Source organism: uncultured Albimonas sp., assembly GCF_963977235.1.
GTDB lineage: Bacteria > Pseudomonadota > Alphaproteobacteria > Rhodobacterales > Rhodobacteraceae > Albimonas.
Genome location: NZ_CAXBOD010000003.1, coordinates 67,749 through 90,407, shown reverse-complemented (window position 1 = coordinate 90,407; position 22,659 = coordinate 67,749). Strand labels below are relative to the sequence as shown.

General features: G+C 72.1%; 22 protein-coding genes and 1 tRNA gene. 7 read left to right on the top strand and 16 right to left on the bottom strand.

The annotated features are described in order from the left end of the window. Window positions 1-26: 26 nt before the first annotated feature. Window positions 27-383 (top strand): hypothetical protein, encoded by a 357-nt coding sequence (locus tag AAC134_RS04085; protein WP_339947781.1) that lies wholly within the window; start codon window positions 27-29, stop codon window positions 381-383. 59 nt (window positions 384-442) lie between these two features. Here the strand turns inward: AAC134_RS04085 and AAC134_RS04080 are convergent, their stop codons facing one another. The 7 genes from AAC134_RS04080 to AAC134_RS04050 all read right to left on the bottom strand — a co-directional run bounded on the left by AAC134_RS04080 (window position 443) and on the right by AAC134_RS04050 (window position 6,979). Further along, the gene (locus tag AAC134_RS04080; RefSeq protein ID WP_339947780.1) at window positions 443-1,876 is read right to left on the bottom strand and encodes an NAD-dependent succinate-semialdehyde dehydrogenase; all 1,434 of its coding nucleotides are present in this window, start codon (window positions 1,874-1,876) and stop codon (window positions 443-445) included. A 157-nt stretch (window positions 1,877-2,033) separates the two neighbouring features. Then, window positions 2,034-2,109: transfer RNA gene (locus AAC134_RS04075), tRNA-Ile, on the bottom strand. A gap of 97 nt (window positions 2,110-2,206) precedes the next feature. Next, complete coding sequence (locus tag AAC134_RS04070; protein ID WP_339947779.1) at window positions 2,207-3,001, bottom strand: xanthine dehydrogenase family protein subunit M; 795 nt, start codon at window positions 2,999-3,001, stop codon at window positions 2,207-2,209. A gap of 13 nt (window positions 3,002-3,014) precedes the next feature. Continuing rightward, the gene (locus AAC134_RS04065; RefSeq protein ID WP_339947778.1) at window positions 3,015-3,503 is read right to left on the bottom strand and encodes a (2Fe-2S)-binding protein; all 489 of its coding nucleotides are present in this window, start codon (window positions 3,501-3,503) and stop codon (window positions 3,015-3,017) included. A gap of 73 nt (window positions 3,504-3,576) precedes the next feature. Continuing rightward, window positions 3,577-4,104, bottom strand: a complete 528-nt coding sequence (locus tag AAC134_RS04060; protein WP_339947777.1) for a carbon monoxide dehydrogenase subunit G — start codon at window positions 4,102-4,104, stop codon at window positions 3,577-3,579. 261 nt (window positions 4,105-4,365) lie between these two features. Further along, complete coding sequence (locus AAC134_RS04055; RefSeq protein ID WP_339947776.1) at window positions 4,366-4,884, bottom strand: PEP-CTERM sorting domain-containing protein; 519 nt, start codon at window positions 4,882-4,884, stop codon at window positions 4,366-4,368. Between the two features lie 124 nt (window positions 4,885-5,008). Continuing rightward, window positions 5,009-6,979 carry a hypothetical protein gene (locus tag AAC134_RS04050; protein WP_339947775.1) on the bottom strand — a complete coding sequence of 657 codons (1,971 nt, stop codon included), beginning with the start codon at window positions 6,977-6,979 and terminating at the stop codon, window positions 5,009-5,011. 607 nt (window positions 6,980-7,586) lie between these two features. Here AAC134_RS04050 and AAC134_RS04045 point away from each other — a divergent pair. Together AAC134_RS04045 and AAC134_RS04040 are read left to right on the top strand one after the other, a co-directional pair. Further along, window positions 7,587-8,708, top strand: coding sequence for an efflux RND transporter periplasmic adaptor subunit (locus AAC134_RS04045; RefSeq protein WP_339947774.1), 1,122 nt, complete (start codon window positions 7,587-7,589; stop codon window positions 8,706-8,708). A 10-nt stretch (window positions 8,709-8,718) separates the two neighbouring features. Then, window positions 8,719-11,820, top strand: coding sequence for an efflux RND transporter permease subunit (locus AAC134_RS04040; RefSeq protein ID WP_339947773.1), 3,102 nt, complete (start codon window positions 8,719-8,721; stop codon window positions 11,818-11,820). Window positions 11,821-12,124: 304 nt separating this feature from the next. Here AAC134_RS04040 and AAC134_RS04035 read toward each other — a convergent pair whose 3' ends face one another. Then, entirely contained in the window at window positions 12,125-12,811 is a 687-nt protein-coding gene (locus AAC134_RS04035; RefSeq protein WP_339947772.1) for an RluA family pseudouridine synthase, read from the bottom strand. Beyond that, window positions 12,808-13,086 carry a hypothetical protein gene (locus tag AAC134_RS04030; RefSeq protein ID WP_339947771.1) on the bottom strand — a complete coding sequence of 93 codons (279 nt, stop codon included), beginning with the start codon at window positions 13,084-13,086 and terminating at the stop codon, window positions 12,808-12,810. The genes AAC134_RS04035 and AAC134_RS04030 overlap by 4 nt, the downstream gene beginning before the upstream one ends. Before the next feature lie 421 nt (window positions 13,087-13,507). Here AAC134_RS04030 and AAC134_RS04025 point away from each other — a divergent pair, with 421 nt between their 5' ends. Together AAC134_RS04025 and AAC134_RS04020 are read left to right on the top strand one after the other, a co-directional pair. Then, window positions 13,508-14,539 carry an NADP-dependent oxidoreductase gene (locus AAC134_RS04025; protein ID WP_339947770.1) on the top strand — a complete coding sequence of 344 codons (1,032 nt, stop codon included), beginning with the start codon at window positions 13,508-13,510 and terminating at the stop codon, window positions 14,537-14,539. A 37-nt stretch (window positions 14,540-14,576) separates the two neighbouring features. Next, window positions 14,577-15,230, top strand: a complete 654-nt coding sequence (locus tag AAC134_RS04020) for a histidine phosphatase family protein (RefSeq protein ID WP_339947769.1) — start codon at window positions 14,577-14,579, stop codon at window positions 15,228-15,230. A gap of 376 nt (window positions 15,231-15,606) precedes the next feature. Here AAC134_RS04020 and AAC134_RS04015 read toward each other — a convergent pair whose 3' ends face one another. From AAC134_RS04015 to AAC134_RS03995, 5 genes are all read right to left on the bottom strand, one after another. Further along, window positions 15,607-16,059, bottom strand: a complete 453-nt coding sequence (locus AAC134_RS04015) for an SAM-dependent methyltransferase (RefSeq protein WP_339947768.1) — start codon at window positions 16,057-16,059, stop codon at window positions 15,607-15,609. Continuing rightward, window positions 16,056-17,171 (bottom strand): molybdenum ABC transporter ATP-binding protein, encoded by a 1,116-nt coding sequence (gene modC, locus AAC134_RS04010; RefSeq protein ID WP_339947767.1) that lies wholly within the window; start codon window positions 17,169-17,171, stop codon window positions 16,056-16,058. The genes AAC134_RS04015 and modC overlap by 4 nt, the downstream gene beginning before the upstream one ends. After that, window positions 17,171-17,866 carry a molybdate ABC transporter permease subunit gene (gene modB, locus AAC134_RS04005; RefSeq protein WP_339947766.1) on the bottom strand — a complete coding sequence of 232 codons (696 nt, stop codon included), beginning with the start codon at window positions 17,864-17,866 and terminating at the stop codon, window positions 17,171-17,173. The genes modC and modB overlap by 1 nt, the downstream gene beginning before the upstream one ends. A 7-nt stretch (window positions 17,867-17,873) precedes the next feature. Then, window positions 17,874-18,683 carry a molybdate ABC transporter substrate-binding protein gene (gene modA, locus AAC134_RS04000; RefSeq protein ID WP_339947765.1) on the bottom strand — a complete coding sequence of 270 codons (810 nt, stop codon included), beginning with the start codon at window positions 18,681-18,683 and terminating at the stop codon, window positions 17,874-17,876. Window positions 18,684-18,751: 68 nt separating this feature from the next. Continuing rightward, window positions 18,752-19,114, bottom strand: a complete 363-nt coding sequence (locus AAC134_RS03995; RefSeq protein WP_339947764.1) for a LysR family transcriptional regulator — start codon at window positions 19,112-19,114, stop codon at window positions 18,752-18,754. A 195-nt stretch (window positions 19,115-19,309) separates the two neighbouring features. Here AAC134_RS03995 and AAC134_RS03990 point away from each other — a divergent pair, with 195 nt between their 5' ends. Beyond that, the gene (locus AAC134_RS03990) at window positions 19,310-20,308 is read left to right on the top strand and encodes an NAD(P)H-quinone oxidoreductase (RefSeq protein WP_339947763.1); all 999 of its coding nucleotides are present in this window, start codon (window positions 19,310-19,312) and stop codon (window positions 20,306-20,308) included. 83 nt (window positions 20,309-20,391) lie between these two features. Here the strand turns inward: AAC134_RS03990 and AAC134_RS03985 are convergent, their stop codons facing one another. Further along, window positions 20,392-20,619 carry a hypothetical protein gene (locus AAC134_RS03985; RefSeq protein WP_339947762.1) on the bottom strand — a complete coding sequence of 76 codons (228 nt, stop codon included), beginning with the start codon at window positions 20,617-20,619 and terminating at the stop codon, window positions 20,392-20,394. A gap of 328 nt (window positions 20,620-20,947) precedes the next feature. On the opposite strand from AAC134_RS03985, the gene AAC134_RS03980 reads away from it, so the two are divergent. After that, window positions 20,948-21,730, top strand: coding sequence for a cell cycle transcriptional regulator TrcR (locus tag AAC134_RS03980; RefSeq protein WP_339947761.1), 783 nt, complete (start codon window positions 20,948-20,950; stop codon window positions 21,728-21,730). Between the two features lie 86 nt (window positions 21,731-21,816). On the opposite strand, the gene AAC134_RS03975 is transcribed toward AAC134_RS03980, so the two are convergent. Beyond that, complete coding sequence (locus tag AAC134_RS03975; protein ID WP_339947760.1) at window positions 21,817-22,296, bottom strand: hypothetical protein; 480 nt, start codon at window positions 22,294-22,296, stop codon at window positions 21,817-21,819. Window positions 22,297-22,659: the final 363 nt, after the last annotated feature.

Below are 22,659 nucleotides of genomic sequence, written 5' to 3'. Positions count from 1 at the left end.
CCGGCGCCAGCCAGGAACCCGCGGGAATGGACGACGCATCCGAAAAGACGCTGCTCACGATGATCCTGTCCCTGGCGGACCCGGATCTCGCCGCCCGTGTCGCCGGGGCGCGGCGGCTGAGCTACGAATGGACCGGGCATGGGGCCTATTCCCTGTTCACGCTCGGCGCGCCGATCCCGGCCGCGATGCTCACGCAGGCTCAGGCCTCGAGCGGTCGCGTGTCCTTCTCCCTCGACGACCGGCCCGATCGCTTCGGCTGCGTGGTGTTTCCCGACGCCGGCGACGTGCTGCTGGAGGTCTTCGCCTATCACGACGACGGGCTGCCCGAGGATTGGCGCGCACGTGACCTGCGCCCCGACCTCTACGCGCAAGGGCAGGCCTGAAACGGAAAGCGCCCGGCGGTGTCCCGCCGGGCGCTTGTCTTCAGGCGATGCCGGCCCGCTCAGGCCATCGTGGTGACGAACTTCTGCACCAGGTAGGGCTCGACCGCCTCGGAGCCGCCCTCGGAGCCGTAGCCCGAGTCCTTCATGCCGCCGAAGGGCACCTCGGGGAGCGCGAGGCCGATGTGGTTGATTGAGGTCATGCCCGCCTCGATCTGCATCCCCAGCTTCTGCGCCGTCGTGCCCGAGCCGGTGTAGGCGTAGGACGCGAGGCCGTAGGGCAGGCGGTTGGCCTCCTCGATCACCTCGTCGAAGTCCTTGAAGCGGTTGATCACGGCGACGGGGCCGAAGGGCTCCTCGTTCATGATCTTGGAATCCAGCGGCGCGCCGGCGATCACGGTGGGCTTGTAGAAGTTGCCCACGTTGCCGATCCGCTCGCCGCCGGTGGTGATCTCGGCGCCGCGCTCGCGGGCGTCGTTGACCATCGCGTCGATGGTCGGGATCCGCCGCTCGTTGGCCAGCGGGCCCATCTGGCTGTCCTTCTCGAGCCCGTTGCCCACCACCATCGCGCCATAGGCCGAGGTGAAGTCGGCGACGAACTTGTCGTAGACCTTCTCCTGCACCAGGAAGCGGGTCGGCGAGATGCAGACCTGCCCCGCGTTGCGGGTCTTGAAGGCGACCAGCTGCTTGGTGGCCGCCGACAGGTCGGCGTCGTCGAAGACGATGGCCGGCGCGTGGCCGCCCAGCTCCATCGTGGCGCGCTTCATGTGCTGCCCGGCGAGGCCCGCCAGCAGCTTGCCCACCGGGGTCGAGCCGGTGAAGGTCACCTTGCGGATCACCGGGTGGGCGATCAGATACTCCGAGATCTCGGCGGGGACGCCGTAGACCAGGTTGATCACGCCCGCGGGGATGCCCGCATCCTGGAAAGCCCTGATCAGGGCGGCGGGAGAGGCCGGGGTCTCCTCGGGCGCCTTGACGATGATCGAGCAGCCGGTGGCGAGCGCGGCCGAAAGCTTGCGCACCACCTGGTTGATCGGGAAGTTCCAGGGCGTGAAGGCGGCCACGGGGCCGACGGGGATCTTCATCGCCATCTGGGTCACGCCGGGGGCGCGGGCGGGGATGATCATCCCGTAGGTGCGGCGCGCCTCCTCGGCGAACCAGTCGATGACATCGGCGCCGGCCAGCGCCTCGCCCTTGGCCTCGGCGAGCGGTTTGCCCTGCTCGCGGGTCATCATGTAGGCGATCTCGTCGGCGCGGGCGCGCAGGTTGTCGGCGGCCTTGCGCATCATCTTGGCGCGGTCATAGGCCGAGATGCCCGACCAGGTCGCAAACCCCAGCTTGGCAGCCTTCAGCGCCGCGTCGAGGTCGGGACGGGTGGCGTGGGCCACGCGGCCGACCACCTCGTCGGTGGCCGGATCGAGCACGTCGATCCAGCGGTCCTCGACGCCGCCGCGCCATTCGCCATCGATCAGCAGCTGGGTATCGGGATAGTTCATCGGGGGGTCCTCCCGGTTTCGGAGAGCAGGTCCGGCTGGCCGCGCCGTCGGGCGCGCTCGCAGGTCCTGAGGTAGGTGTCCGCGCCGCGAGAACAACGCCCGGGGCGGGCGTCGGCGGGGCGGGGCGTCGGCGGGGCGGGGCGCATCCGGCTTGCGCTGGTAGGCCCGGCAGGATTCGAACCTGCAACCAAACCGTTATGAGCGGTCTGCTCTGACCGTTGAGCTACGGGCCCCCACGCGCGGCGTCCCTTCGATAGCCGCCGCTCCGCGCGGGCGCAATGCATCGCAAAGGGGCCGCCGGGATCGCCGGCGGCCCGAAGGGTCGCGCGCTCAGGCGCAGGCGGCCACGGCGCGCCGGGTCATCACCTTGATCAGGTGAGCGCGATACTCGGGCGTGGCGTGGATGTCGCCCATCAGGCCGTCGGCCGAGACGCTCAGCCCCTCGACCGCGTCGGCCGAGAAGTTGCTCGCCAGCGCCGCCTCGGCCTCTTTCCAGCGGAAGACGCCGTTCTCGCCGGCGCCGGTCACCGCCACGCCCACCTTGTCGGCGAACTTCGCGACGAAGACGCCCACCAGCGGGAAGCGCGAGGCCGGCTGCTCGAACTTCTGATAGTTCGAGGCCTGCGGGATCGGGTAGCGGATCTCGGTGACGATCTCCCCTTCCTCGAGCGCGGTGGCGAACAGGCCCTGGAAAAAGTCGTCGGCCGCGATCTCGCGCGCGCCGCCCTTGCCGGCCACGACGATGGTCGCGCCGCAGGCCAGCGCGGCCGAGGGGTAGCAGGCCGCCGGGTCGTTGTTGGCGATCGAGCCGCCCATGGTGCCGCGGTGGCGCACGGCCGGGTCGCCGATCTTCTGCGCCAGCGCCGCGAGGCCCGGGAAGTCGGTCTGACCGGCCACCATCCCGTGGGTCGAGGCGCCCTTCACCGACAGCACCCCGCCCGAGGCGGAGATGCCGACCAGCTCGGCGATGCCCGCAAGGCTGACCAGCGAGCCGGGCATCGCCAGGCGCTGCTTGAGGGTCGGGATCAGGGTCTGGCCGCCGCTCAGCGGCTGGGCCTCATCGGCCTGCAGAGCCTCGATGGCTTCGGCGAGCGATTTGGGTTTGACGAGGTCGAAGGCATACATCTGCGCGTCCCCCTTACTCGGCCGCGACCTGCTCGCCACGCAGCGTGGCGGCGGCGGCGAGGATCGACTTGACGATGTTGTGGTAGCCCGTGCAGCGGCACAGGTTCCCTTCCAGATACTCCCGCACCTCCTTCTCGGAGGGGTTGGGGTTGGTCTTGAGAAGGTCGGCCGCGGTCATCACCATGCCCGGGGTGCAGAAGCCGCACTGCAGGCCGTGGTTGTCCTGGAAGGCCTGCTGGATCACGCCCAGCGAGCCGTCGGGATTGGCCATCCCCTCGATCGTGGTCACCTGCGCGCCCTCGGCCTCGGCCGCGAACATGGTGCAGGACTTCACGCTGTTCCCGTCGACGTGCACCACGCAGGCGCCGCACTGGGAGGTGTCGCAGCCCACGTGGGTCCCGGTCATGCCCAGCGTCTCGCGCAGAAAGCTGACCAGGAGGGTGCGCCCCTCCGCCTCGCCGGAAACGGATTTGCCGTTCACCGTCATCGAAATCGTCGGCATCGCCGCGTTCTCCCCGTCTTGCTGGCGTTTCGCTCGCTCGTATCCGCGCCGGGCTCGGCCGGCTGGCCGGCTCTCAGCCGATCAGCTTCTTGAGCCAGCCGCGTTTCTCCTCGGCCGGGGCCTCGAGCATGTCCTCGGGACCGGCCTCGTCCTTGTCGCCGCCTTCGACCACCTTCTGGAAGTTGCCGAAGAACTTGTCGGCCATCTGCTTGGCGAAGCCGTCGATGATGCGGGAGCCGAGCTGCGCGAGCTTGCCCCCCACCTTCGCCTCGACGTCATAGTCGAGCTGCGTCTCGGTTTCGCTCAGTTCGGTCAGGCTCACGGCCGCGGCGCCCTTGGCGAAGCCGGCGGCGCCGCCCTTGCCTTCGCCGACGATCCTGTAGCTCTGGCCCTCGACGACGTCCTGGAGGGTGACCTCGCCCTTGAAGGTGGCCTTCACCGGGCCGACCTTCTGCACGACGGTGGCGGCGAAGCCGTCCTCGGGGGAGCCGGACAGCTCCTGGCAGCCGGGGATGCAGGCGCCCAGCACGTCCGGGTCGTTCAGCGCCAGCCAGACGGCGGCGCGGGGCGCGGCGATGACGCGAGACCCCTTCAGTTCCACATCGCTCTCCTTGTTCGGTCGGACGGCGGCCATGGAAACGGACCCGTCCGGGCGACACAGATAAGACCCTCGACCGGGGCTGGCGCAACCCCCTAGGGCGGACGTTGCGGTGCAAAAGAAAACGCCCGGCCCGGGGCGATGCAGAAGAAAACGCCCCCGTGGACGGTCCGGAGCAGAAACGACCCTCCGGGGCGACGCAGCAAAACGCCCGCCCCGCGGCGCGGGGCGGGCGTGTCGCCTTGCGGGCCGCCTTGGCGCGTCTCAGCCGCGGCCGCGCCGCCGGCGCAGCAGCGCCAGCCCGCCGAGACCGGCCGCAAGCAGGGGCAGGGCGGCCGGGGCGGGCACCGGGCTCGCGGGGGCGGCGGTCAGGAAGAAGTCCATCGTGCCTTTCCACTGCCCGCCGACCACGTTCAGGAAGTACTCGGTCTGTCCCAGGGCCGTGAACGTCTCGACAATGCCGAAGGCCCCCGAACCGGAGGTGTTGAACGTCCCCGCGAACAGGGTCAGGACCGCCGTGCTGACGTCGCCTTCCACCGTGCTGACGTAGAACTGCACGTCCGTCGACTCCGTCGCGTCGTAGAAATAGGAGTCGATCGTGACGTCATAGGCGAGGTCATAGGCCGGATCGAGGCCGGCCTCGTCGAAGTTGTCCAGCTTCCAGCTCCGCGCGAAACTGGACAGGACCGTCTCGTCAAACCGTCCGTAGTCGCTGGCGTCGCCGTTCTGCACGCCGTCGATCGCCGGGATCTGGTAGACGGCAAGGGGAGTCGCGGACGCCATTGCCGGCGAGAGAATGACAAGAGCCGCGAGAATCGCCGAACGTATCGTCAAGGCCCGATTCCTTCCTGATATCGGTGTTCCGCCTGCGCCGGGCGCCCTGCTGCGGCGCCCGGCCCCGCGCCCCTCAGACAAGGGCGTCGCCGTCGCAGAGGCATGTCTCCAGCTCGAAGCCGACGATGAACGCCTGCCCGTTGGCCTCGCCCGCCCCGTCGACGGGCAGGAAGATCATGCCCTTCACATTGGCGTTCGGATCGGACGCATCCGGGACGAACCCGTCCTGCAGGAGGGCTGCGTCGTACATCGTCTGGGCGTTGGCGCTCAGCTGCACGCCCGGCGCGCGGTTGGTGTCGATGCCGCCGGCGTCGTCGACCAGCGCCCAGATCGCGCTCTGCACGTCGTTCATCGAGTAGACGCTCTCGAAGTCCTGGTTCAGGAGCCAGTTCACCTCGTCCAGCATCTCGGGCTTGTCGACGAGGCCGGCCGGAAGGCTGTCCGGATCGGTGGTGTCGAAGACCCGGGCGTCGGTCAGCAGCAGGTTCGCCGGCGTCGAGCGATCGATGCAGTAGGCGTTGGTGTAGCTGCCGTCGAGCGCGTCGAAGGCCCCCTCGAAGTCGAGCGCGACGGTGTTGGTCAGAAGCGAGGTGAGCGGCGACAGGATCTGGTCGATGTCCATCGTGACGGTGATCGGGGCGCCGTTGTCGATGGTGTCGATCAGGTTCAGCGAGCCGCAGATCGAGACGCTGACCTCGGCGAAGCCCGGGGCGCCGTCCGAATCGTAGACCGCATACTCGAACGTGTCGGTGGCCTTCTGGCCGATCAGCAGGCCGTCGAAGGCGCCCGCGGAGTCGTAGACCAGCTCGCCGTCGACCAGGGACACCCGTGCGCCGCTGTCGAGCGTGATCCACTCGCCCGGCGCGAGGTCGGAGAAATACTGCGCGCCGGTGTTGGTGAACACCGCCGCGACCGACAGGCCCCAGTTCTCCTCGGCGGTGAAGTCGGTCTCGCCGGGATCGAGGTCGTTGGCGAGCACGTCGATGGTCACGCTCTCGCCCGCGCAGACGCCGGCTTCGTCGTTTGCCGGCTCGGGCGGGGAGGCGTTGTTGAAGGTGTCGCAGTCGAGGTCGCCGGTCTCGCCGATGATCTTGAGCGAGTCGTTGCGGCAGCCGCCCTCCGGGCCGACCGAGGTCAGGCGGGCGGCGACGGCGTTGTCGTCCAGGTCGTCGAGGGTCAGCGGACCGTCGGCGTTGGCCAGGATGAAGCTGGTGGAGCGGATGTCGTCCTTGCCGATGCCGGAGGAGCCGAACTCGACCCCCACGTCATAGCCCGCGCCGGGGCCGCGGACGTTCACGCCGTTGCCCAGGTCATCGACGTTGCGGTCGCCGAACTTGGAGTCGGTGACGTCGTCGCCCGAGAGGATGAACAGCTCGGCGCCGTCCGCCGCGTCGAGATTGAAGAACAGGCCGCGCAGGTCGCCGACCTTGGCGCTGTCGTCGGCGAGCTTGATGTCGAACTTCAGCGCGTTGCCGAACTCGGTGACCGTGACGATCAGGGTCAGGCCGCCGGCCTCGAGGGTGAAGTGGCAGGTCCCGCCCTCGTCGCCGATCTCGAACTCGGGCTCGGGGTCGGGACCGCAGTCGCCCTTGCCGCCCCAGCCGCCCCAGCCGCCCCAGCCGTGGTCGTCCTTGCCGCCCCAGCCGCCTTTCGAACCGCAGTAGTCGCTGGACCCGCCCCAGCCGCCCTTGGAGCCGCCCCAGCCGTGGTCGTCCTTGCCGCCCCAGCCGCCCTTCGAGCCGCAGTAATCGCTGGACCCGCCATAGCCGCCCTTGGAGCCGCCCCAGCCGTGGTCGTCCTTGCCGCCCCAGCCGCCCTTCGAGCCGCAGTAGTCGTTGGACCCGCCATAGCCGCCCTTCGAGCCGCCCCAGCTGTCGTAGCCGCCCTTTGACCCGCCGTAGTCCTTCGAGCCGCCCCCGCCGCTCGAATAGCCGCCGTAGCCGCCCTTGGATCCCCAAGAATCATGGCCGCCGTAACTTTTTGACGACGAATAGCTTGAGTGCGACCCCGAGCCGGAGCCGTAATTGTAAGAGCCGTAGGTCACAGCAGATCCCCATGATCGCTATGCCGCGCCACAGTCTTTCACCCGGAAAGCAGGCGCGCGCATGTCCCCAACGCCACCGGGACCCCCCCGATGGCGAAAACTCGACCACTGACGCTGACGCTTGCAGATGCGCCGACCGACGCTGCCGTTTCGACCTGCCCCGGATCGAAAGCTGCGCGGTCACGGCGCTGGACACCACGACTGAACGAAGCCTTCATATCTTCGATTAACGGCACGTGAAAGCCTCCTCATGGTTGATCGGGTCTCGAGAGGATGAACGCGGCCGCCTGTCGCCAGGTCGTGGGCCGCGAAAGATGAATGGAAACAGGCAGCTCATCGCGCGGGCAGGGCGGGTCAGGGGCCGGCCGCTTCGACCGGGTTTTTCAGGGTCCCGCGGGGCGGGCCGGGGCGTTTTCGCCCCCCGGAGGGCGCGGCGGGGGCGACGGGCGTGAGTCGCGGGGCGTGTCGCGGGGCCCCCCGCTCGCGCGAATGCGAAGGCGCGGCGCCAAGATTGCCCTTGCCGCGACGCGGCGTAGCGCGCTTGAGTCCGCTCCGACGCCGGCCGGAATCGCCGGCCCGGCGCCCATGGACTTTCCGGACCCCCTGAATGGCCTCGATCGCAAAGCAGCTCCTTGTTCTCGCCGCGCTCGCCGGCGGCGCCGGCTGGTTCATCTACCAGCAGGCGGAGCAGCCTGAGGTCGAGCAGGCCGTCCGCAGCCGTCCCGCCCCCGGCGTGGTGGTGGCGGAGGCGACCGCCGGCGAGGTCGAGCGCGTGGTCTCGGCCGTCGGCACCGGCCGGGCGCTGCGCTCGGTCGAGCTGCGCTTCTCGGTCGGGGGGCGGGTGACCGCGATCCAGTTCCGCGACGGCGACCCGGTCGAGGCGGACGATCCGCTGGCCACGCTCGACGACGGCGCCGAGCGATCGGCGCTCGCCGTGGCGCAGGCCGAGCTGGCCGAGGCCCGCGCCGCCTTCGACCGCGCCGTGGCGCTGCAGGACCAGGGGCGGATCACCGCCTCGACCTACGATTCCGCCAAGGCCGCCATGCTGCGGACCGAGGCGCGGCTGGACGCCGCCCGCACCGATCTGGGCCACATGGTCCTGCGCGCCCCCTTCGCCGGCGTGATCGGCTTTGCCGAGGTCGACCAGGGGGCGGTGGTCTCCTCCTCGACCCCGCTGGCGACGCTCGAGGACATCTCCCAGCTCGACGTCGAGTTCCGGGTGCCCGAGCGCTTCTTCGGCGACGTCGAGACCGGCGCTCCGGTGCGCGCCCGCACCCGGATCTTCCCCGACGAGACCTTCACGGGCGTGGTCGAGGCGATCGACCGGCGCGTGGACGAGGTCTCGCGCGCGTTCCTGGTGCGCGCGCGCTTCGACAATCCCGGCCTGCGCCTGCCTGCGGGCGTGTTCATGCAGGTCGACCTGGTGATGGGCTCCCGCCCCGGGGTCCTGGCGCCCGAGGAATCGCTGGTGACCGAGGCGGGCGAGGTCCACCTCTATGTCGTGGCCCCCGACGACACCGTGCAGCGCCGCGCGGTGACCATCGGCGGCCGCCGGGCCGGCGCGGCCGAGATCCTCGAGGGTCTGGAGGCCGGCGAGCGGGTGGTGGTGCGCGGCCTGCAGAAGGTGCGCGACGGCGCCCCGGTGCGGGTGCTGGGCGAGGAGCCCCGCTCCGACGCCGGCGCGGCGGCGCCCGAGGCCCGCGCGGCCGACCCCGTCTCGGCCGGCTGAGGGGGCCGCCATGTCGCTCCCCGGCTTCTTCATTCGCCGCCCGGTCTTCGCGGCGGTGCTGTCGCTGCTGATCATCGTGATCGGCCTGGTCTCGCTGACCCGCCTGCCGGTGCGCGAGCTGCCCGACGTGGACGCGGCCACCGTCACCATCTCGACCAACTGGCGGGGCGCGGCGCCCTCGGTCGTCGACACCCAGATCACCGAGGTGATCGAGAGCGCGGTCGCCGGCGTCGCCGGGGTCGACCGCATCGAAAGCTCGTCCGAGCGGGGCGACAGCCGCATCGTGGTGACCTTCGTCACCTCGCGCGATGTGGACGCGGCGGCCAACGACATCCGCGGCGCGGTCGGGCGCGTGATCTCCCGCCTGCCCGAGGAATCCGAAGAGCCGCGGATCTACAAGAACGACTCCGACGCCGACCCGGTGATGCGCCTGTCCATCGTCTCGGACCGGCACACGCCCCCGCAGATCACCGACTATGCCGAGCGCTACATCATCGACCGGCTGGCGACGCTGGAAGGCGTCAGCGCGGTCACCATCTGGGGCAACCGGCGCTACGCGATGCGCATCGCGCTCGACCCCTCGGCGATGGCCGCGCGGCGGCTGACCGCGACCGAGATCGCCACCGCCCTGCGCACCAACAACGTCGAGCTGCCGGCGGGCGAGGTCGTGTCGCTGTGGCGCCAGTTCCAGGTCCGCGCCGCCACCCGGCTCGAGACCCCCGACGAGTTCCGCGAGCTGGTCGTGGCCATGGTCGAGGGCGCCCCGGTGCGCCTGGGCGAGGTCGCCACCGTCTTCGTGGGCTCGGAGAACGACGAGACGCTGGTCCGCTCGGAGGGGCGCAACGCCATCGGCCTTGGCGTGGCGCGACAGAGCCAGGCGAACACCATCGCCATCTCGCAGGCGGTGCGCGGCGAGCTGGAGCGGATCCAGGCGACGCTGCCGCCGGGGATGGAGATCTTCGTCTCCTCCGACGACGCGGTGTTCATCCAGTCCTCGATCGAGGAGGTGCTGACCACGCTCGCCATCGCGGTGGGGCTGGTGGTGCTGGTGATCTTCTTCTTCCTGGGCAGTCCGCTGGCCACGCTGGCGCCCGCGGTGGTGATCCCGGTGGCGCTGATCGGCGCGGTGGCCGGCATCTACGCCTTCGGCTTCTCGATCAACATCCTGACGCTGTTCGCGCTGATCCTGGCCATCGGCATCGTGGTCGACGACGCGATCGTGGTGCTCGAGAACATCCAGCGCCGGGTGGAGCGGGGCGAGCCGCCGGCCGCGGCCGCCCTGCGCGGCGCCGATCAGGTGGTGTTCGCGGTCATCGCCACCTCGATCACGCTGATCTCGGTGTTCATCCCGATCTCGTTCCTCGACGGGCAGGTGGGGCGCCTGTTCACCGAGTTCGGCATCGTCATGGCCGTGGCCGTGGCCTTCTCGACCCTGGTGGCGCTGACCCTGACGCCGGTGCTCTGCCACCGGGTGCTGCGCCGGGGCTCCGGCGGCATGCTGGAGCGGGCGGTCAACTGGCTGCTGGGGCGGACCGAGGCCGTCTACCGCGCCGCCCTGCGCGCCGTGCTGGGCTTTCCGCTGGTGGTGGTGGCGCTGGCGCTGGTCATCGCGGGCTCGGCCGGCTGGCTCAGCGGGCAGGTGGCGCGCGAGCTCTCGCCCCGCGAAGACCGCGGCGTGTTCTTCGTCTCGGTCACCGCGCCGCAGGGCTCGACCGTCGCCTACACCGACCGCGAGGTGCGCGAGGTCGAAGAGCGCCTGCAGCCCCTTCTGGAAAGCGGCGAGGCCACGCGGATCTTCTCCATCGTCGGCTTCCGCGGCGAGACGCATCGCGCCTTCGTGGTCGTGCGCCTCTCGGACTGGAAGAGCGGCCGGCGCGCGTCCCAGGACATCGTCTCGAGCCTGATCCCGCAGATGACCTCGATCCCCGGCGCGCGGGCCTTCCCGATCCAGCCCTCGGGCCTCGGCCTGCGCGGCTCGCGCACGCCGCTGCAGGTCAAGGTGCTGGGGCCGGACTTCCTGTCGGTGCAGGAATGGAGCGTCACGCTCCTCGAGGCGATGCAGGGGATCGAGGGGCTCGAGAACCTCGAGACCGACTACGAGGAGACCCAGCCCGAGCTGCGCATCGAGGTCGACCGGGCGCTGGCCGACGACCTCGGGATCTCGATCGAGGACATCGGCGCCACGCTGCAGACCTTCTTCGCCGGCCGCGAGGTGACCGGCTGGATCGAGCGCGGGCGCGAATACCCGGTGATCCTGCAGGCGCGCGAGGATGTGCGGCGCACGGCCGAGGATCTCGGCTCGATGTATGTGCGCTCGGGCTCGACCGGGGCGCTGGTGCCGATCTCGGCGCTGGTGCGATCCTCGGAGGGCTCGGCCTCGCCCGAGCTTGCGCGCTTCAACCGACTGCCGGCCATCGAGATCTCCGGCTCGCTGGCGGACGGCATGGACCTGGGCGCGGCCATCGACGCGGTGCAGGCCGCCGCCGCCCAGGTGCTGCCCCCCGAGGCGCAGATCGCCTTCGACGGCCAGAGCCGGGAGTTCCAGGAGACCTCGGGCGGGGCGGTGTGGACCTTCGTCTTCGCGGTGCTGGTCGTCTATCTGGTGCTGGCCGCCCAGTTCGAGAGCTTCGTGGACCCGTTCGTGATCCTGATGACGGTGCCGCTGGGGCTGACCGGGGCGCTGGCCACGCTGTGGCTGACCGGGCAGTCGCTCAACATCTACACGCAGGTGGGTCTGGTGCTGCTGGTCGGATTGATGGCCAAGAACGGGATTCTGATCGTCGAGTTCGCCAACCAGCTGCGCGACGAGGGCTATTCGGTGCGCGAGGCGGCGCTCGAGGGCGCGGTCGCCCGTCTGCGGCCGGTGATGATGACGGTGATCTCGACCCTGCTGGGCGCCCTGCCGCTGGTGGTCTCGACCGGCGCGGGCGCCGAGGCGCGGGCGGCGATCGGCTGGGTGATCATCGGCGGCTTCGGCGCGGCCTCGGTGCTGACGCTGTTCCTGACGCCGGTGCTCTACGACCTGCTGGTCCGCTTCACCCGCCCCCGCACCGCCGTCGCGAAGGAGTTGGAGCAGGCGCTGGCCCAGGATCCGCGCACGCCGGCGGAGTAGGGTCGAGACCTTCTCCGCCGCCGCCCGCTTCAGCCATGGCGAGCGTCGCCGCGACCGATTCTGACGCGCCCGCCGGCCCTGGGCTCGGATGCCTGCCCCTTGGGTTTGAGCGGCGAACCGGGCGCGCCCCCCCGCACGGCGGGAAGGTCCCGGCGCCTTCGGCAATCGGACTGCAGGCGCCCTGCGGGCGGGCTTGGCTGCGTCGCGCCTTAGGCGCGCTGGGTTGCGTCGCGCCTTGGGCGCGCTGGGTTGCGTCGCGCCTTGGGCGCGCTGGGTTGCGTCACGCGCGGGATGGGCGGGCGCGTCAGAACGGGCAGGGGGCCTCGAGTTGTAGTGGCGCGCCGCCCACCGGGTGGCGCAGGTCCAGCTTTCGGGCGTGGAGCATCAGCCGCGGCGCCGCGGCGAACACCCCGTCGTCTGCATAGAGCGCATCGCCCAGGATCGGGTGGCCGAGCCAGAGCAGGTGCGCGCGCAGCTGGTGGCTGCGCCCGGTCAGCGGCCGCAGGGCGAGGCGCGCCGCGCCGTCGGGCGCGGGCTCGGCCAGCCGTTCGATCACCTCCCAGTCGGTGACGGCGCGGCGCCCGGCGGGGTCCGGGCGCTGGCGCGGGCGCTGCGGCCAGTCGGTGGCGAGCGGCAGATCGACGGTTCCGGCATCCGCCTGCGGCTGACCCGCGACGATGGCCTCGTAGAGCTTGGCGGCATGGCGACGCTCGAACTGCAGGCCCAGGTGGCGCTGGGCGTGAGGCGTGCGGGCCAGCACCAGGACGCCCGAGGTGTCCATGTCCAGCCGGTGCACGATGCGGGCGCCGGGATAGGCGGCCTCGGCCCGGGCGGCCACGCAATCGGCGAGCTCCGCCTCCCGCCCCGGCACCGTCAGCAGGCCCGAGGGCTTGTCCACCGCCAGCAGCTGGTCGTCGACATGGATCACCGGCAGCCCCGGCGGCGGCTCATAGCGCAGCGGCCGCAATGGCGGCAGGACGAAGCCGCTCACCTGGGCGCCCGGCTGCGTGACGGGACGAGGCCCGGGGCGACGGCGCAGGTCTGCGCGTGGACGAGCGCCGTCTGCGCGCCCGGGCCGGACGGGGGAAGCCCCTCGCCGAGCAGCACGGGGATGGAGGCGGGCACGACGTCTTCGATCAGCCCTTGCGCGAGGAACGCCTGCACCAGACGGCCGCGGTCGACACAGGGCGGCCGCCAGCCCTCGGCCGCCGCCTTCGGCGCAACGAGCGGAGCGGCGGCGTTGGGGCCGGGCGAGGCGGTGGGCATGGCGCGGACTCCGGGTCGGGCAAGGCGCTGCGGTCGCCTTCTCTCCCCTCCCGGGAGCGGAAGGGTCAAGGGGCGCAGGCATTGCCGGAGGCGCGACCGGCGCGCTTGCACCCCGCGCCCCCGCTGGCGGCGAGCGCGCGGCGGGGGCGTGGGCGGCCCCGGTTCCCACCCCGAGCCGACCCCCGGGGCGTTGCCCGACGCCGCCGCTGGAGACCCGCGCCATACGCGCCGCGCCCGCAATGCGCCGCGAGCGGGACCTCGCCACCGGCGCCTGGTCCGACGCGGCGCCTCCCTGCCTCCCCCGCCGCGGCGCCGTCGGCGGGGCGGGACGCGCGCCTTGATCCGCGCCCTCGCCATCGCCATTATCCGCCCGACCAGAACATACGCGCGGGTATGCCGCGCGAGCCCCAGGGAGCCTCTCATGTCCATGCAGCGCGTCGCCCTCGCCAGCCGTCCAAATGGCTGGCCCACCGTCGACAACTTCAGCCTCGAGGAGGCGCAGACGCCCTCGCCGGGGCCGGGCCAGTTCCTGGCGCGCACGGTGTGGCTGTCGCTCGATCCCTACATGCGCGGGCGGATGGACGACGGCCCCTCCTACGCCAAGCCGGTCGAGATCGGCGGCACCATGGAGGGGGGCACCGTCTCGGAGGTGATCGACTCCAACCACCCCGACTACAAGCCGGGCGACATCGTGGTGGGACGGCTCGGCTGGGCCACGCACGGGGTTTCGGACGGTCAGGGGGTGCGCAAGGTCGATCCGGCGATCGCGCCGATCTCGACCGCGCTGGGCGTGCTGGGCATGCCCGGGCACACCGCCTATGTCGGCCTGAACCGGATACTCGACGCGAAGCAGGGCGAGAGCATCTGCGTCTCCGCCGCCTCGGGCGCCGTGGGCGCGCTGGTCACCCAGCTCGCCAGGATCAAGGGCATGACCGTGGTCGGCGTCGCCGGCGGGCCCGACAAGTGCGCCTACGTCACCGATGAGCTCGGCGCCGACGCCTGCATCGACCACCGCGCCGCGGCGGACGGCAAGGAGATGGCGAAGCTGCTGAAGGAGGCCGCGCCGGGCGGCTTCGACTGCTATTTCGAGAACGTCGCGGGCAAGACGCTCGAGGGCGTGGTCCCCAACATGCGCGAGTTCGGGCGCATCGCGATCTGCGGGATGATCTCGCTCTATTCCGGCAACACCATGGGCGACCAGAACCAGCTGCCGTGGATCTGGCGCTCGCTGCTGGTCAAGAAGATGCGCGCCCAGGGCTTCATCGTCACCGACCACATCGACATGCTGCCCGCCTTCCTCGAGGAGGTCGGCCCGCTGGTGAACTCCGGCAAGGTGAAGTTCCGCGAGACGGTCACCGAAGGGCTCGAGAACGCCCCCGAAGCCTTCCTCGGCCTGCTGCGCGGCGAGAACTTCGGCAAGCAGCTGGTGCGCGTGGGCGCCGATCCGTCGTGATCGGCCTCCGATCGCCTTTGCAGAGGGGGACGCGCGCATGAGCCATGTCTGGCTGATCCGCCACGGGCAGGCCTCGTTCGGGGCCGACGACTACGACAAGCTCTCCGACCACGGCATCCGCCAGGCGCGGATGCTGGGCGAGTGGCTGGCCGCCCGGGACATCCGCCCGGCGCGGATGATGGTCGGCACGCTGAAACGCCAGCGCGAGACCGCGGAGGCGCTGGCCGAGGGCCTCGGCGGCGCGCCGGAGCCGATCGTGCACTCGGGCTTCAACGAGAACGACGCCGACAGCCTGCTGCGCGACTGGATCGCGGGCGGCAATCCGGCCCCCGACAAGGCCGAGCGCAAGACCTACTACCGCGCGATGGTCCAGGCGCTGATGTCGTGGCATCGGGGCGAGATCGACGGCTCGCAGTCCTTCGTGGACTATGAGGCGAACGTCGCCGACGCGCTGCGGCAGGCGGCCGAGGGCACGGATCGGCCGGTGTTCTGCGTCTCCTCGGGCGGGACCATCGGGCAGATGGTGCGCACGATCCTGCACTCGCCCCCCGAGATGGCGGCGCGGCTGCAGATGCAGGTGAAGAACAGCTCCTTCACCCGGCTGGCCGGGCGGGCGGAACGGCTGAGCCTGCTGAGCTTCAACGAGACGCCGCATCTCGATGACCAGCCGGACCTGATCACCTGGTCCTGACGGACCAGGGACGGGACGGGAGGCGCCCTGCGGGCGGGCCTGGTTGCGGGGCGCCCGGGTCGGGGGCTCGCCTGGACGTGTGAAGGCGGGAGCCTCCGGCGGGCTCCTGACTCACCCAAGAACAGGGCCGCGCCTGTCCTCCGGATCCGTCTCTCGCTGGTGATGCCTGAGCGACTCGCCCGACCCGGTCAAGGACAAGCCCCTTCGGGGTCGCTGCGCGATCCTGGACCGGGGCGGACGAGTCGCTCCTTACGGCATCAGCGAGAGACGGCTCCGGAGAACAGGCGCTTTGCGGCGGCTGCTGGCGGGGCGCCAGGGGCGTGGCGAGCGTTCCGGGGAGCCGCGGGTGGGAGCGGCGTTGGCGGCGAGGGGGGCGTCAGGCGGGCTTCAGGTCGATCACCGGCGTGCCGTCGACGCAGTCGAGGCCGCGGACGAACAGGGTCGTGGCCTCGATGCGCACGAGGCTGACCTCGGAGGCGGCGATGGGGTTGGGGCGCATCGGGGAGCGAAGGGCAAAGGTCCCGCGCACCGGGCTCTCGCCGCGGCGGCGCTGGGTGGCGAGGTCGCGGCGGGCGAGGTGCATCCAGTAGAGGACCAGCAGGCGCTCGCGCTCCGCCACGCCCTCGAGCAGGGGCGCCCAGCGGGGGGCGAGCTCGATCCGGCACTCGGGACCGGCCTCGGGGTCGCCGCGCTTGGGGCAGTCGCGGGGCTCGGCCCAGGGGGTGCGGATGCGGCCGAGGAACCACAGCTGGGCGTCGGCGGTCCGGGGCGGCTCGATCGTGCGCTCGCCGGGGCGGACGGCGCCGAAGGGGAGGGGGGCGTCGATCATCGGGCGGTCTCCTGGACGGCTTGGGGCGCGCCCTCTCCTCCCACGTCCTCGGGCGCGATGGCCACCGTCTTGACGATGGCGTGGACGGGCAGGCCGGGGGCCAGCGCCAGGGACTGGGCCGAGCGGCGGGTGACGCGGGCCAGCACCACCCCCGCCCGCGTGCGCACCGAGACGATGGCGCCGGGGCCCTGACCGGGGTGCACCGCCTCGACCACGCCGGGCAACACGTTGAGGGCCGAGATCCCGCGCGGCGCCTCGAGCGAGAGCATCACCTCGGAGGCGGCCACGCGCACCCGCAGCGCCGCCCCGACGGCCTGCGGGACGCGGGGCAGGAACAGGCGGTCGCCGGCGGCGTCGAGCTCGCTCAGACCGTCCGCGTGATGGGCGACGACGCGGGCCTCGAGCACCGCGCCCACGCCGCGCACGCCTGTGGGGGCCACCGAGGGGTCGCCCAGCACCTCCGCCGCCGGCCCCTGACGGATCACCCGTCCGTCCTGCAGCGCCACCACGGTGGTCGCCAGCCGCGCCACCTCGGCCGCGGAGTGGGAGACGTAGAGGATCGGGGCCGCCGCCTCATCGCGCAGACGCTCGAAATAGGGGAGGATCTCGGCCTTGCGCGCCTCGTCGAGCGCGGCCAGCGGCTCGTCGGCGAGGATCAGGCGGGGGGAGGCGAGCAGCGCGCGCCCGATCGCCACCCGCTGCTTCTCGCCCCCCGAGAGGGCGCCGGGGCGACGCTCGAGCAGGGGCCCGAGGCCCAGCATCTCGACGACGCGGTCGACCTCGGCCCGGGGCGCGCGGCGCGGCGCGAACCAGCGGCCGTAGAGGAGGTTGCGCCGCACGCTCAGGTGGGGGAACAGCCGCCCCTCCTGGAAGACGTAGCCCAGGCGCCGGCGGTGGGGGGGCAGGGTCACGCCGCGGGCGGTGTCGAGCAGGACCCGGCCGTCGACCTCGACCCGGCCCTCTTCGGGGGCGAAGAGGCCCGCGACGGCGTTCACGATGCTGCTCTTGCCCGAGCCGGAGCGGCCGAACAGGACCGTGATCCCCGGCGGCGCCTCGAAGGCCGCATCGAGGGCGAAGGCGCCGAAGCGGTGGCGGAGGGAGACCGAGAGCATCAGGCGCCCCGCACCCGCGCCGCGACGCGGACCGCCACCCATTCCGAGACCAGCAGCGCGCCCATGGCGACGGCGACCGAGACGCCGGCGAGCGCCAGGGCCTGGGACTCGCCGCCCGGGGTCTGGAGGAAGGCGTAGATGGCGCTGGGCAGGGTGCGCGTCTCGCCGGGGATGTTGGAGACGAAGGTGATCGTGGCGCCGAACTCGCCCATCGCCTTGGCGAAGGCCAGCACCGCGCCCGCCACGATCCCCGGCAGGATCAGCGGCAGGGTGACGGTGGCGAAGACCCAGGCGCGCGAGGCGCCCAGCGTGCCGGCGGCCTGCTCGAGCCCGGGGTCCACCGCCTCGATCGACAGGCGGATGGCGCGGACCATCAGCGGGAAAGCCATCACCGCGGCCGCCAGCGCCGCGCCGGTCCAGCGGAAGGCGAGCACGATGCCGAGCTCGGCCAGCAGGCTGCCGACCGGGCCGCGGGTTCCGAAGGTCATCAGCAGCAGCCAGCCGGTGACCACCGGCGGCAGCACCAGCGGCAGGTGCACCAGCACGTTGAGCAGCCCGCGCCCCGCAAACCGCCAGCGCGCCAGCGCATGGGCCGCCAGCAGCGCGAAGGGCAGCGAGCCCGCCGTCGCCCAGGCCGAGACCTTCAGCGAGAGGGTCAGCGCCGCCAGCGCCTCGGGACCGGGGAGCCAGCTCACCGGCGGCTCAGCCGTCCGCGCCGGGGGCGCGGGGGGGCGGGATCACCGCGAAGCCCTGGCGCTCGAAGGCGACGCGGGCCGCTGGGCCCTGCAGGAAGGCGAGGAACCGGTCGGCGGCGGGGTTCTCGGGCCCGGCCAGGCGGGCGACGGGGTAGACGATGGGCGGGTGCGAGTCCTCGGGGAACGTGGCGACGACGCTCACCCGGTCCTCGGCGACCGCGTCGGTGGCGTAGACCACGCCCAGCGGCGCCTCGCCCGCCGCCACCAGCGCGAGCGCGGCGCGCACGTTGTCGGTCTGCGCCACGCGGGGGGCGAGGGCTTGCCACTGGCCCAGGCTTTGCAGCGCGGCCTTGCCGTAGATGCCGGCGGGGACCGCCTCGACCAGCGCCATGGCGAGCCGGCCCTCGCCGATCAGGGCGGCCAGATCGGAAAGCGCGACGGGGGCCGCGTCGGCGCCGGGGGCGACCAGCACCAGGGTGTTGCGCAGCAGGTCCACGCGCGTCCCCTCGACCAGCAGGCCGTCCGCCTCCAGCCGGTCCATCCAGGCGGTGTTGGCCGAGACGAAGACCTCCGCCGGCGCCCCCTGCTGGATCTGGCGGGCCAGCGCCGAGGAGGCGGCGAGCGAGACCCGCGCCGTGTCGCCCGTCTCCGCGGCGAAGGCCGCGGCGATCTCGTCCATGGCGTTCTTCAGGCTGGCGGCGGCGAAGACCGTGGTCTCGCCCGCCCGTGCCGCTGGCGCCGCCGCGGCCAGCGCCAGCGCCGCGCCCAGCGCGAGGGCGGCGAAGCGGGGGCGGGGGCGGGGTCGGCGGACGGGCATGGCGGCCTCCGGAGCAGGGCGATATGGTTCACCGGGAATATCGGTGCGGGCGCGAGACGGCGCAAGCGTCATGTTTCGCCGGGGGCGGTCCGCATCATCGCCTGCAGACGGGCGGCGTGGGGGGCGCCGGCGGCCTCGGCCTGGGCCTCGAGCGCGCGATACTCGGCCAGCACGGCGCGGCCCGCCTCGGTCACCGCCGCGCCGCCGCCGCGGGCGCCGCCGCGGGTGCTGCGGACCAGCGGCTCGCGGAACATGGCGTTGAGCGTCTCGACCAGCTGCCAGGCGCGCTTGTAGCTCATCCCCATCTCGCGGCCCGCGCCGGCGATCGAGCCGGTGGCCGCGATCCGCTCGAGCAGCTCGGCCTTGCCGGGGCCGATCATCGCGTCGGGGCCGAAGACGATGCGGATGCGAAAGCGGGGCGGCTGGGACATGGGGCGGAGGATGGACCGGCCGGGCGGGGCGGGGCAAGACGGGGGGCGAGCGCGCCTCGCCGCCGCTGCGCCCTTGCCCCGCGGCGCGCCAGCGGCGATGGATGGGCGCAAGACGCCACACGCGCCGCCCGGCGGCGCGCCCAGAGAAGCCGCGGGGCCTGTTCCCCGCGCCCAGGGATCTTGGAGGAGCCCCCGATGTCAGACCTTCCCGAAACGATGCGCGTGGTCGAGATCTCCGAATTCGGCGGCCCCGAGGTGCTGGTCCCCGGGACCCGCCCCCTGCCGACTCCGGCCGCCGGCGAGATCCTGATCCGCGTCGCCGCCGCCGGCGTGAACCGCCCCGACGCCCTGCAGCGCGCCGGCAACTATCCGGTGCCGCCGGGCGCCTCGGACCTGCCGGGGCTCGAGGCCGCGGGCACGGTCGCGGCGCTGGGCGAGGGCGTCGGCCGCTGGAAAGTGGGCGACAAGGTCTGCGCGCTGCTGCCCGGCGGCGGCTACGCCGAATACGCGACCACCCCGGCCGATCACGCGCTGCCGGTCCCCGAGGGCCTGTCGATGGAGGCCGCCGCCTGCCTGCCCGAGACGGTGTTCACCGTCTGGATCAACGCCTTTCAGCGCGCCGGCCTGACGGGCGGCGAGAGCTTCCTGGTCCACGGCGGCAGCTCGGGCATCGGCTCGACCGCGATCCAGCTGGCGACCGCTCGGGGTTGCCGCGTGTTCACCACCGTGGGCAACGCCGAGAAGGCCGAGTTCTGCCGCAAGCTCGGGGCCGAGGCCGCGATCAACTACCGCGAGCAGGATTTCGTCGAGGAGGTGAAGGCCCTGACCGACGGCCGCGGCGTCGACGTGATCCTGGACATGGTGGGCGGCGACTACATCAACCGGGACATCAAGGCGCTGGCCGACGACGGGCGGCTGAGCTTCATCGCCTTCCTCGGCGGCCCCAAGGCCGAGGTGAACTTCGCCCAGGTGATGATCCGCCGCCTGAAGATCACCGGCTCGACCCTTCGCCCCCGCTCGGTCGCCTTCAAGGCCGAGACCGCCCGCGAGATCGAGACCGAGGTCTGGCCGCTGGTCGCCTCGGGCCGCCTCGCCCCGGTGATCCACGCGCGCTTCCCGCTCGAGGAGGCCTCCAAGGCCCACGCGCTGATGGAGAGCTCGGCCCACATGGGCAAGATCGTCCTGACGCTCTGAGCGGGGGGCTGAGCGGGGGGCTGAGCGAGGGGCCGGGCAGGGGGCTGAGCGGAGGGGCCGCGGCGCGAGGGCGCGCGGCGGCCTCAGTCTTCGGGCGGATGGATGGCGGCGATCGCCTCGCGCAGGCGTTCGGACGGCTCGGGAAGATCCATCGCGTCGGCTTCGCGCTGGGCCCAGATCAACACCCGGATGAGCGCGAGACGTCGGCGGGCGCGTTCGTCGTCGGTCTCGCCGTGGGAAGCGGCTGGCTGGTTGGGAGTGCGACTCAAGCAGGCGTCCCGTGGTATCTGCGGGACGGTCTGCGGCCACATGGCGCGGGACAATCCCTTGGTTTCATCCCAAGCGGGGCGACGGATACGCGGCAAGACGACGTTGCGTAACCCTATCGCCTCCCACTTTGATGTTCCACATCGGTGGTTGAATCTCAACCCATCGTGAACATCCTGCGGCTGCGGCTTGTCCGATCTGTCGCGGCGGCGGGACCGGTCTGCGATGGCAGGGGGGCCTTTCCTCGGCGTCGCAAAGCGACTATATCACAGCGTCCTCCCTATCAGAACAGGGTCGGCCGCCGGGAAACCGGATGCGGCCGGGTTCTTCGGAACCGAGGATGACGTCTTGCCGGGAGAGGACCTGAAACCGATGAGCGATTCGCTGCCGCTGATGCCGAAGGCCACCGCCGTCTGGCTGGTGGACAACACGACCCTGACCTTTACCCAGATCGCCTCTTTCTGCGGTCTGCATGAGCTTGAGGTCAACGGCATCGCCGACGGCGAGGTCGCCCAGGGCATGAAGGGTTTCGACCCGGTGGCGAACAATCAGCTGGCGCAGTCCGAGATCGACCGCTGCGAGAAGGACCCGACCCTGCGCCTGCGCCTGAAACGCACCCAGGCCATGGAAGGCGAGGCCCGCCGCAAGGGTCCCCGCTACACGCCCCTCTCCAAGCGGCAGGAGCGTCCGGCCGCGATCGCCTGGCTGGTGCGCTACCACCCCGAGGTGTCCGACGGGCAGATCTCGAAGCTGGTGGGCACCACCAAGCCGACGATCCAGTCGATCCGCAACCGCACCCACTGGAACGCCCAGAACATCCAGCCCGTCGACCCGGTCGCCGTGGGCCTCTGCTCGCAGTCCGAGCTCGACGAGGCCGTGCGCAAGGCCGCCGAGCGCAAGCGCCGCGAGCGTGAGGAGGTCATGTCCCACGAGGAGCGGATGTCCCTGCTCTCGACCGACGAGAGCCTCGCCGCCCGGCCCGAGCCGCGGATGCCCTCCAACATCTCGGGGCTCGAGAACTTCTCGCTGGTCGATTCCCGCGACGACGAGGACAACCGCCGCGTCGACCCGCGCGAGACGCTGGACCCCGACGCGCTGTTCAACCTGCCCGGCGGCGGGTCCGACGACGACGACGAGGACGACCAGCCCCGCTGATCGCCGCCCCGGCAGGCGCGCTCGGCGTCGAACGCCCGGCCTCGCGGCCGGGCGTTTCGCGTTTGAAGGGGCGGCTTCGTCGGCGGTCAGTGCCCGCAGGTCTGGCGCATCGCCGCGACCCCCCAGGCGGTGCCTTCCAGCGAGAAATCCGCCGCGACTCCGTCGGGACCGATCAGGCGCATCCGCTGGCCCGCGGCCATGGCGTCGAGCAGCCGGCGCGCCTCGACATGGGGCGAAGACCACAGGCTGTCCTGCTCGAGGCTCGCCACGAAGGGCAGCACGAACTTGCGGCTGCCCAGGTTCAGCAGCACCTCGATGCGCAGGCCGAAGGTCTCGCTCCCGTCGCGGGGCAGGGCGTCGCCGGGATAGCCGCGCAGGGCGAAGGCATAGCCGCGGACGTCGCGCAGGCAGACCGCGTGGAACCGGGTGCGGCCGTCCTCGGCGATCCCGCTCAACTCGCTGGCGTCCGAGAGGCGCACGGGCTCCCAGCCGCCGTCCGCCTCGGCGGGCGCTGCGAAAAACCAGGCGGCGACCGTCATGGCCGCGATCAGACCAGCCTTGGACATGGAACCCGTCGCGCGAGGCGCCTCCGTCTGCGCCGGCCGCGCGCGGATCGCGCCGCGCCGCACCGGCGGGATGCCTAAACTTTGACGCGAACAGTCTTAAGAAAGAATTGAACGGCGGCCGGCTGGATGCGGGTCCCGCTCGCCGAGCCGAGCCGAGCCGAGCCGAGCCGAGCCGAGCCGAGCCGAGCCGAGCCAAGCCGAGCCGCGCCGGGGTGCGCCGGGCGCGTCGGAGCTCGTCTGAGCGCGGCGACAACCCTCGTCGCCGGCCGCTCCGCCGGGGCGCCTCGCCCCTCCCCGCCCGATCCGGGCCCGCGGACTCCGGATCTCGCAAGCCCCGCAATCCGAGCCTGCAACCTCCGCCGC